At 38.2% G+C, this 7202-nt stretch carries 5 protein-coding genes; 3 read left to right on the top strand and 2 right to left on the bottom strand.

Annotated elements, in window-relative coordinates; translation table 11 throughout:
• Window positions 1-59: 59 nt before the first annotated feature.
• On the bottom strand, window positions 60-2612 hold the full coding sequence (locus HMPREF9073_RS02520) for a TonB-dependent receptor plug domain-containing protein (RefSeq protein WP_051046543.1): 2553 nt from the start codon (window positions 2610-2612) through the stop codon (window positions 60-62).
• A gap of 285 nt (window positions 2613-2897) precedes the next feature.
• Here HMPREF9073_RS02520 and HMPREF9073_RS02515 point away from each other — a divergent pair, with 285 nt between their 5' ends.
• On the top strand, window positions 2898-4319 hold the full coding sequence (locus tag HMPREF9073_RS02515) for an MFS transporter (RefSeq protein ID WP_009412407.1): 1422 nt from the start codon (window positions 2898-2900) through the stop codon (window positions 4317-4319).
• 79 nt (window positions 4320-4398) lie between these two features.
• Here the strand turns inward: HMPREF9073_RS02515 and HMPREF9073_RS02510 are convergent, their stop codons facing one another.
• A complete protein-coding gene (locus HMPREF9073_RS02510) occupies window positions 4399-4851 on the bottom strand; it encodes a DUF2004 domain-containing protein (protein ID WP_009412406.1) in 453 nt (150 codons plus the stop codon).
• Window positions 4852-5371: 520 nt separating this feature from the next.
• On the opposite strand from HMPREF9073_RS02510, the gene HMPREF9073_RS02505 reads away from it, so the two are divergent.
• Together HMPREF9073_RS02505 and HMPREF9073_RS02500 are read left to right on the top strand one after the other, a co-directional pair.
• The gene (locus HMPREF9073_RS02505; protein WP_009412405.1) at window positions 5372-6028 is read left to right on the top strand and encodes a porin family protein; all 657 of its coding nucleotides are present in this window, start codon (window positions 5372-5374) and stop codon (window positions 6026-6028) included.
• Window positions 6029-6134: 106 nt separating this feature from the next.
• A partial coding sequence (locus tag HMPREF9073_RS02500) for a lipocalin family protein (RefSeq protein ID WP_009412404.1) occupies window positions 6135-7202 on the top strand: 1068 nt, incomplete at its 3' end.

The raw sequence follows: 7202 nt of genomic DNA, 5'->3' as shown, positions 1-7202 counted from the left end.
TTTGTCAAAGTCCTTGGACTTTGACAAAGTGTTGCGATACAAAAGCGACTTTTCACTTTTCACTTTAACGAAACGTTCATTTCCATTCCGAAATAGGGATTGATGAGTCCGCGGCGGTTGATATATTGTCCGTTCACGCGGTAATCTTCATAAAAGTTAAACAGATTGTTTACGTACATTGAGAGCGTAAAGTACTTATAGAAATCTTTAGATATTTTTAGATGTATGTTCATCGACAATGGGGTTCTATCGCTGAGACTTACAGTTGTAGGGCGTATGAGCCATTGCAGTACGGGGTCATTAGCTTCTGCCGCTGTATATGGGTGACGTACACCATCTTCACTGATGTAGTGAGTGGGCACACGACTAAGCGACGGATTGGTGCTAATAGTATACCAAGTGAGGTCGCAACGCACAGAGGTAGTAAGTTTTAGTTCGGGGAGATAAGTATCGGCAATAAGACTGGTTTCCAGCTGTTCACGGTCGTACTTCTCCACTTCGGGATATACCCCCAGATTGTAATGTTTGCGGTTGTTGATCACATTTTTATCGGCAGGGCGATATACGGGCAATGAGTTGTAATACAAGCTGTGAAACCACGCGCCACTGAGTGTAAAACAAGTGTTGAGCAACTGGAGGCGCTTACTGCTATACTGAAATTCTACCCCTTGTTTATCAATAGCTGAGCCATTGCTCTCCATATCTGAGAGTATCAGGGCGTTTTGCACTGTATAGGGCAAATTTTCCACCAAAGGAGGAGCAGTAATTGTGTTGTGATTGAGCCCTGTAGCATCGTATTTTTTAAAGAATACCTTATGATAATCGCTCATTTTTCGAAAACCTGATTGCATACGCTCATCAAAATAAGTGATGAATAGCGAATGGTGGTTGTATTCTAACCCAAGGCGCACTTCGGTTTTGTTATTCACCGCAGGCATAATGCTGTAGTTCACTTGCGGAAAAATGTAAGTTTTGTAGTGCAATTGGCGGTAAGCTTTTTGACTGTGATAGTAATTGAGCTGTACAAAATCTTCGTATTTATCTTGAGGGTAGAGCATTTCTTGAGTGGGAAGTTTGCTGTGTTTTCCCCAACCTGCTGTAAGACTGATACTGAGAGCATTTTGGTTAGCGAACTCAATTTTAGGGAAAGTAACTTTCATATTCACACGAGGGTCAAAACACACCTTGTTATGCAATGCGTAGCGCGAGTCGAGCCCCAAAAGGGTGTTGGCACGCAAACCAGCACGCACGAGAAATTGGGTATGCCAAAAAGTTTTTTCTAACTGCTCTTCAACGTAAAAAGCCATATCTTGCATTGCAGGAATGCTCTTAAAAGTACGCGGACGGGTATCCATTTCGGGTGATGGAGGGTGTGCTAAATCGTATACCTGCCCCAGACCGTTGTTTTTGTTGTAGTTGTAAGTAAGTCCGATTAGCAATTCGTTGCGATAGCCCGAGAATAGCTTATAAGAAGTCGTTGAGAGGTCGGCATAGAGGTGTAGCGGTTTGCCATCGACGAGCAAGTGCGACACATAGTGAGGATCGGAGAATACCCCATAAAATTCACCAGCTTCTGTGTTTGTGAAAACGGGGCGCGCATTGGTGATTTGCACCCATTTATCTTGCTCAATACGGTCGAAACTCTGTGAGTAACTAGTTTTGAGTGCCAATGCTTTGAAGAATGTTTTAGGGAACTCCCAACTCAGCCCATTGGCAATGCGGATATTATTGTAAGTAGATTGATAAGCGTCATAGCGATCGAAGCCCACATCGGGGTCGCGCTTTTCCTTATCGATAGTACCCGTATAGTCGATGCTAAAATTCCACGTAAGCGGATTTTCGGTATCAAAGCGTTTTTCAGCACGTGCTGAAGCAGTATAACGCTTGTAGTTTTCAAAGCTGTTACGCGGGTCGGGTTGTGCATTCAAATAATCCAAACTAAAGTTGAGTTTGAGGCTATTTTCAAAAAAACTAAAACCTTTACCTATATAGAAAAGTTTGCTAAAACCATCGGCTTTGGCACGTGCCCTAAGGGGAGTATAGCCTTTTTTGCGGTGAATTGTTACTACCCCACTGCTGATATCACCAAATTTCACCGATGGGATTCCGCGTATAATCTCCACTGTTTCAATATCATCGGTAGCGATGGTGCGCATATCCACCCCCGAGCGGGTAGTGTTGCGCTTCTTATCGGCGTAATTCGATTGAGGGGTGATAATCATTCCGGTACCTACCGCAGATTGCATATTGTTATTCACATCTAAGGGAACACCATCAATATTGAAGCCTACGCCTAAAGAGGAAATACTATAGCCGTCCATAGGCGTTCCTGTCTGCCTGAGAGTGAGCGTATTGGCATAGTTCAGAGAGGGAGTAGTAACTTGCCGACCAGGGAGCAAACTCACCAAATCGGCAAAGCTAGAAGGCTGAAGGTGTCGCATTGCCTTGCGATCGATAAGCGAAGTAGAAGTAGGTGCAGGAAGTTCTTTAGCTGTTACCACTACTTCCTCTAACTGAATAGCTTGGGTAGTAGCAGTAACCGTGGTGGTAGCTGTTTGAGCGTAAAGTGTTGGGTAGAAAAAAGAGAATAAAAAGAATATCCCAATAAAAATATTAGGAAAGTAATAGAGAGGACAATGTATTCTTTCACTTTTCACTTTTCACACTCATTAAAATCGGGGACAAAGGTAATACTTTTTTTGAATTGCATAAAACAATTCTAAATAAAAGTGTGAAATAATTCTAAATAGGGTAAAAGAAAAATGGCAAACACTTTGTTATATTTACAACAAAATATTTATCCTTTGTAGAAAATGCGTATTTATTTTTCTGAAGATGAGATATTAGCTACCTTTGCACTCAAAATCTAATGTCGGACGACTTATAACTTACGAACTATGTTAAATAAATTTTCTCCTACTTTTTGGGTAGCGAGCTTCCTTCAGCTGATGGAACGCTGGGCTTATTACGGTATTTTTACGCTTTTGGGGCTTTATTTAGTTGCCTCTACTGATAAGGGCGGACTTGGGTTTGACCACTTGCAAAAAGCGAGTATAATGGCAAACGTTTCGGCTATTCTTTATCTTTTGCCTCCTATTTTTGGAGTGATTGCCGACCGTATTGGCTATAAACTTTCGTTAGTAATTTCGTGTGCTATTACAGCGGTAGGCTATTTTTTGATGGGAGAAGTTACCGATTATGCAGCGGTGTACTCTATATTTCTCTTATCGGCTGTTGGAGCAGGATTCTTTAAGCCTGTAGTCAATGGTATTGTAGCGCGTAATACCGATGAGACCACCAGCACTATGGGGTTTGGAATTTTCTATATGATGGTGAACATAGGGGGCTTTTTAGGTCCTGCAATGTCGTCCTACCTCCGCACCGAATACGGTTGGCGCATTATCTTTATACAAGGAGCTGTAGTGATGACTATCAATGTGATAGTAGCTTTATTCCTCTATAAAGAACCCAAACTCGCTCAAAAAATTAGAAAGCCTTTGCTCACCGAAATCAAAGAATCACTGATGCATATCGTTGAGGCTTTGAAAGACCGCCGACTTACCGTACTATTGCTTTTGATGGTAGGTTTCTGGACGATGTTCAACCAGCTGTTTTACACCCTGCCTAACTTTATTGAAGATTGGGTAGACTCATCGGCATTGAGTGCGTGGATTAATGAAAAATCAACTTTTTTGGGCACTATCCTCACCTCTGAAGGACAGGTGAAAGCCGAGTGGTTTATCAACATAGATTCGTTTATGATTATCTTCTTTCAAGTGCTTGTATCGTATTTTGTAACCAAAATGAGCCACGTGAGCGCTATGATTAGGGGGACAGTTATCGCTACTTTAGGGGTAACGCTTACTTTTATGTTCAACAATCCGTGGTTCACCATTATAGGCACCGTGATTTTCTCGATAGGTGAAATGGCTTCCAGCCCTACCCTATCGGCTTTTGTGGCTCAAATTACACCTAAAGGCAAAGAGGCACTCTATCAAGGTACGGTGTTTTTGCCAGTAGCTGCAGGAAATTACCTCACAGGCTTCTTTTCAGGACATTTGTATACTGAATGGTCTGATAAATACGGTTTACTAAAAAAAGAATTAGCCAAACGCGCTATTGAAATGCCTGAAAATCTCACTAAAACTCAATATTTTGAGTTGGCAAGTCAGAAATTAGGACTCAGTCAGTCGCAAATCACTCAATTGTTATGGGATACTTATGAACCTGCAAAACTCTGGTATGTGATTTGTGCTTTGGGGGTATTTGCAGCGGCATCATTGTATATTTACAATAAACAGGTAACAAGAAGCAACTAACAATTTAAACTTTATCAAAAGTTTTTTGTACGTGCGGCTCGCACCTTTTGCAAAGGTGCGAGCCGCACGTGCTAATCATTTACGATTCAATCGTAAAGCGTATGATTTTTCTGTCTTCATCTACCATTACTACAAGAATTTCATCGGTAACTTCAGGCAACGTATAGTCGAAACCCGCAAACTCTGTTGCAAAAAGGGAGATATTGAGATTAGTAAGCTCAAGTGCTGTGAGCAATTCTTCCCCCTGCTCATCAGCCATTTCTTCTACTATTTGCACATAATCTTTCACCATAGATTCCTCGCTAGAACGATAGACTTTTATAAATTCGTTGCGAATCTGCTGGTCGAGTTCAGGCAAGTGTTCTAACAATTGCTGTATAGCTGTCCCCTGAGCTTTAGAGGGTGTTTCCCCCATACAATCAATAGTGATTGACACTGAGGAACCGTTGATATCCACATCTTCTATTTCGTGGTAATCATCATCTTCAGAAAGGATAACCTTCCCGAAATAGGGTAATTTGTAGGTAGCCATAATGTTTAATTTTAGGCGACAAAGATAGCAAAAATCAATATATTTACAAATACAAAAGTCAGTTTTACACATTAACAACAATTCAAATTCATTTGATTTTTAGCGTCTTACAAAATACATCTAAAAAATAAATGTTAAAAAATTTGCATAGTATAAAAATTCACCGTAACTATGCACCAAAATTAGACAACCGAGAACAATTTAAACACTATTTAACTGCGGTTAAATAGCCATTTAAAGACATAAAAAGATATTAGCGTTTCGCTTTACATTTTCCTTTACAGAAATACGACCAATTTTTCTTTACACTACAGGAAAGTGAAGTGGAAGTGCCTACGTTTACGTGGGCATTCCTTTTTACTTTGTAGTGTGCCTTTGGTCGGGCTTCTGTGATGAGTAAACAAGGAATGCACCGCGTTTTTTTTATGTTCTTATATAAACAACAAGGCGGAAACCGAAAAGCCTGAAGAGAGTAGGTGTATAAGGTGTTTAACAACTAATTCAAATTAACATTTTAAAAATGAAAAGAATTATTACAACCATTGCGGTTGCAATAGCAACCATCTGTACCGCTAATGCTCAAGAATTAAAATTTGGAGCTAAAGCAGGACTTAATTTTTCAACACTTTCTTCTCCTGAAGTAAGTGAAACACAAAATGGATACACTACAACTACTAAAATGGATTTAGGTTTTAGAACTGGATTCCATATTGGAGCTTTTGTAGAGTATGCCTTTACTGATCAACTTTTTGTAGAGGGAGGTATAGCTTATTCATCACAAGGAGCTAAATTCAACTCAGCTGAAACTAAAACAGTAAATCGTTGGGGAGATATTATAGACTCTCAAAAAATTGATGCTAAAGATGCTTCAGTTATTCTTAACCAAGTAAATTTACCTATTTGGGTGAAATATGATATTGCAGGATTTCGCCCCAAAGCAGGTATCAATTTAGGGTATTTAGCTAATGTGAAAATTAAATCCGATGGAAAAACAGAATCAGGTGATCCTGATAGCCGTTTTGACTTTGGTTTAGGTATTGGGGCTGAATACAATTTGCCTATAGGCTTATTCTTTGATGCTGACTTCGTTTTAGGTCTTACTAACTTAGCTGATAAAGATACTAAAGCCGACTTCAAGAACCGAGTAATCCAAATAGGAGTAGGTTACAAATTTTAATAACTAATATTGAGAAGCTATTGTAAGTTTCAAACTAATGATTTTTTTTATTGTAACACCTTATATAGGCTTACAATAGCTTTCTCTATTTAAAACGTTATAAAAAATGACACATAAAATCAAAAACACCCTCATTATAACTACGAGGATAGCTACAGTGCTATTTCTTACATTAACATTATTCATCTCTTGCCAAAAGAATAACGACAAAGAACCTGAAGACGAGCCTTCCATTATTAACAAACAAGATTTGATAGGTACTTGGGCATTCAATGCAAATAATTATGTTTACAAAGATTGTGTTGAAAAAAGCAGATTAGTCTTTTCTGAAAAAGAAGTAACAGAATATTTCTACAACTTTGATAAAAAGAAAAATGAATGCTTCAATATGGTATGGACAATGTCTTATCGACTTTCTGGGGATAAAATCATTCTAAAACACAGCAATGGTGCCACTCTTACTAATAAAATAGAGCTTTCAGGTAATGAATTGCGTTTAACTTACTTTGATAGTAGGCAAATGGTAACCCACATTTACACAAGACTCAGTAGTAAAGAAGGTAGTAATAGCGAGGATTATATGATTAAAGACGACAAAAGAAAAAATCTTCCACATGAAGTTAATCTCCCTGATTATGGTAAAAAATGGTGGAATGGTCGATTTATCTATGAAGTAGTAACAGATATGCCTATGGAAAAAATGAAAGAATTAGCTAAAAAGGTAGAAGGAGGTGGTAAAGAAAACTTTAAATTGAATAAAGGTCGTAACAAAAATGAAAACTTAAGTAATTTTAATCACTATGTGATTTTCAATTCTCTTTCAGAGCCAAATGTTGCTATAGAATTCAATGGTGGTGGAACAGAAATGTATGTTGAATTTGCATTAAAAAGTGGCGAATATTTACCTTTATATAATCAGGAAGTCTCTGCTAGTAATATAAAAATATATTGTGAAGGTATTGATAAGAGATATCCATATTATATTCAGGAATTTCATAACTCTTGTGATATACATTATTGGAAAATTCCTAAGGCACTCTATTTTCATAAGGTTATAATAAAAAGAACATATATATATGATGATGAAGAAGAAGAGAAAGAAAGACTCTATACTATGTACTTTTTGGTAAATGACATAAAATATCACTTGTGTTTATCAAAATGTGTTAAAATT

The organism is Capnocytophaga sp. oral taxon 326 str. F0382 (genome assembly GCF_000318295.1).
GTDB lineage: Bacteria > Bacteroidota > Bacteroidia > Flavobacteriales > Flavobacteriaceae > Capnocytophaga > Capnocytophaga periodontitidis.
Note: the sequence above shows the minus strand (reverse complement) of the source record. Positions and strands in the feature narration are given on the sequence as shown.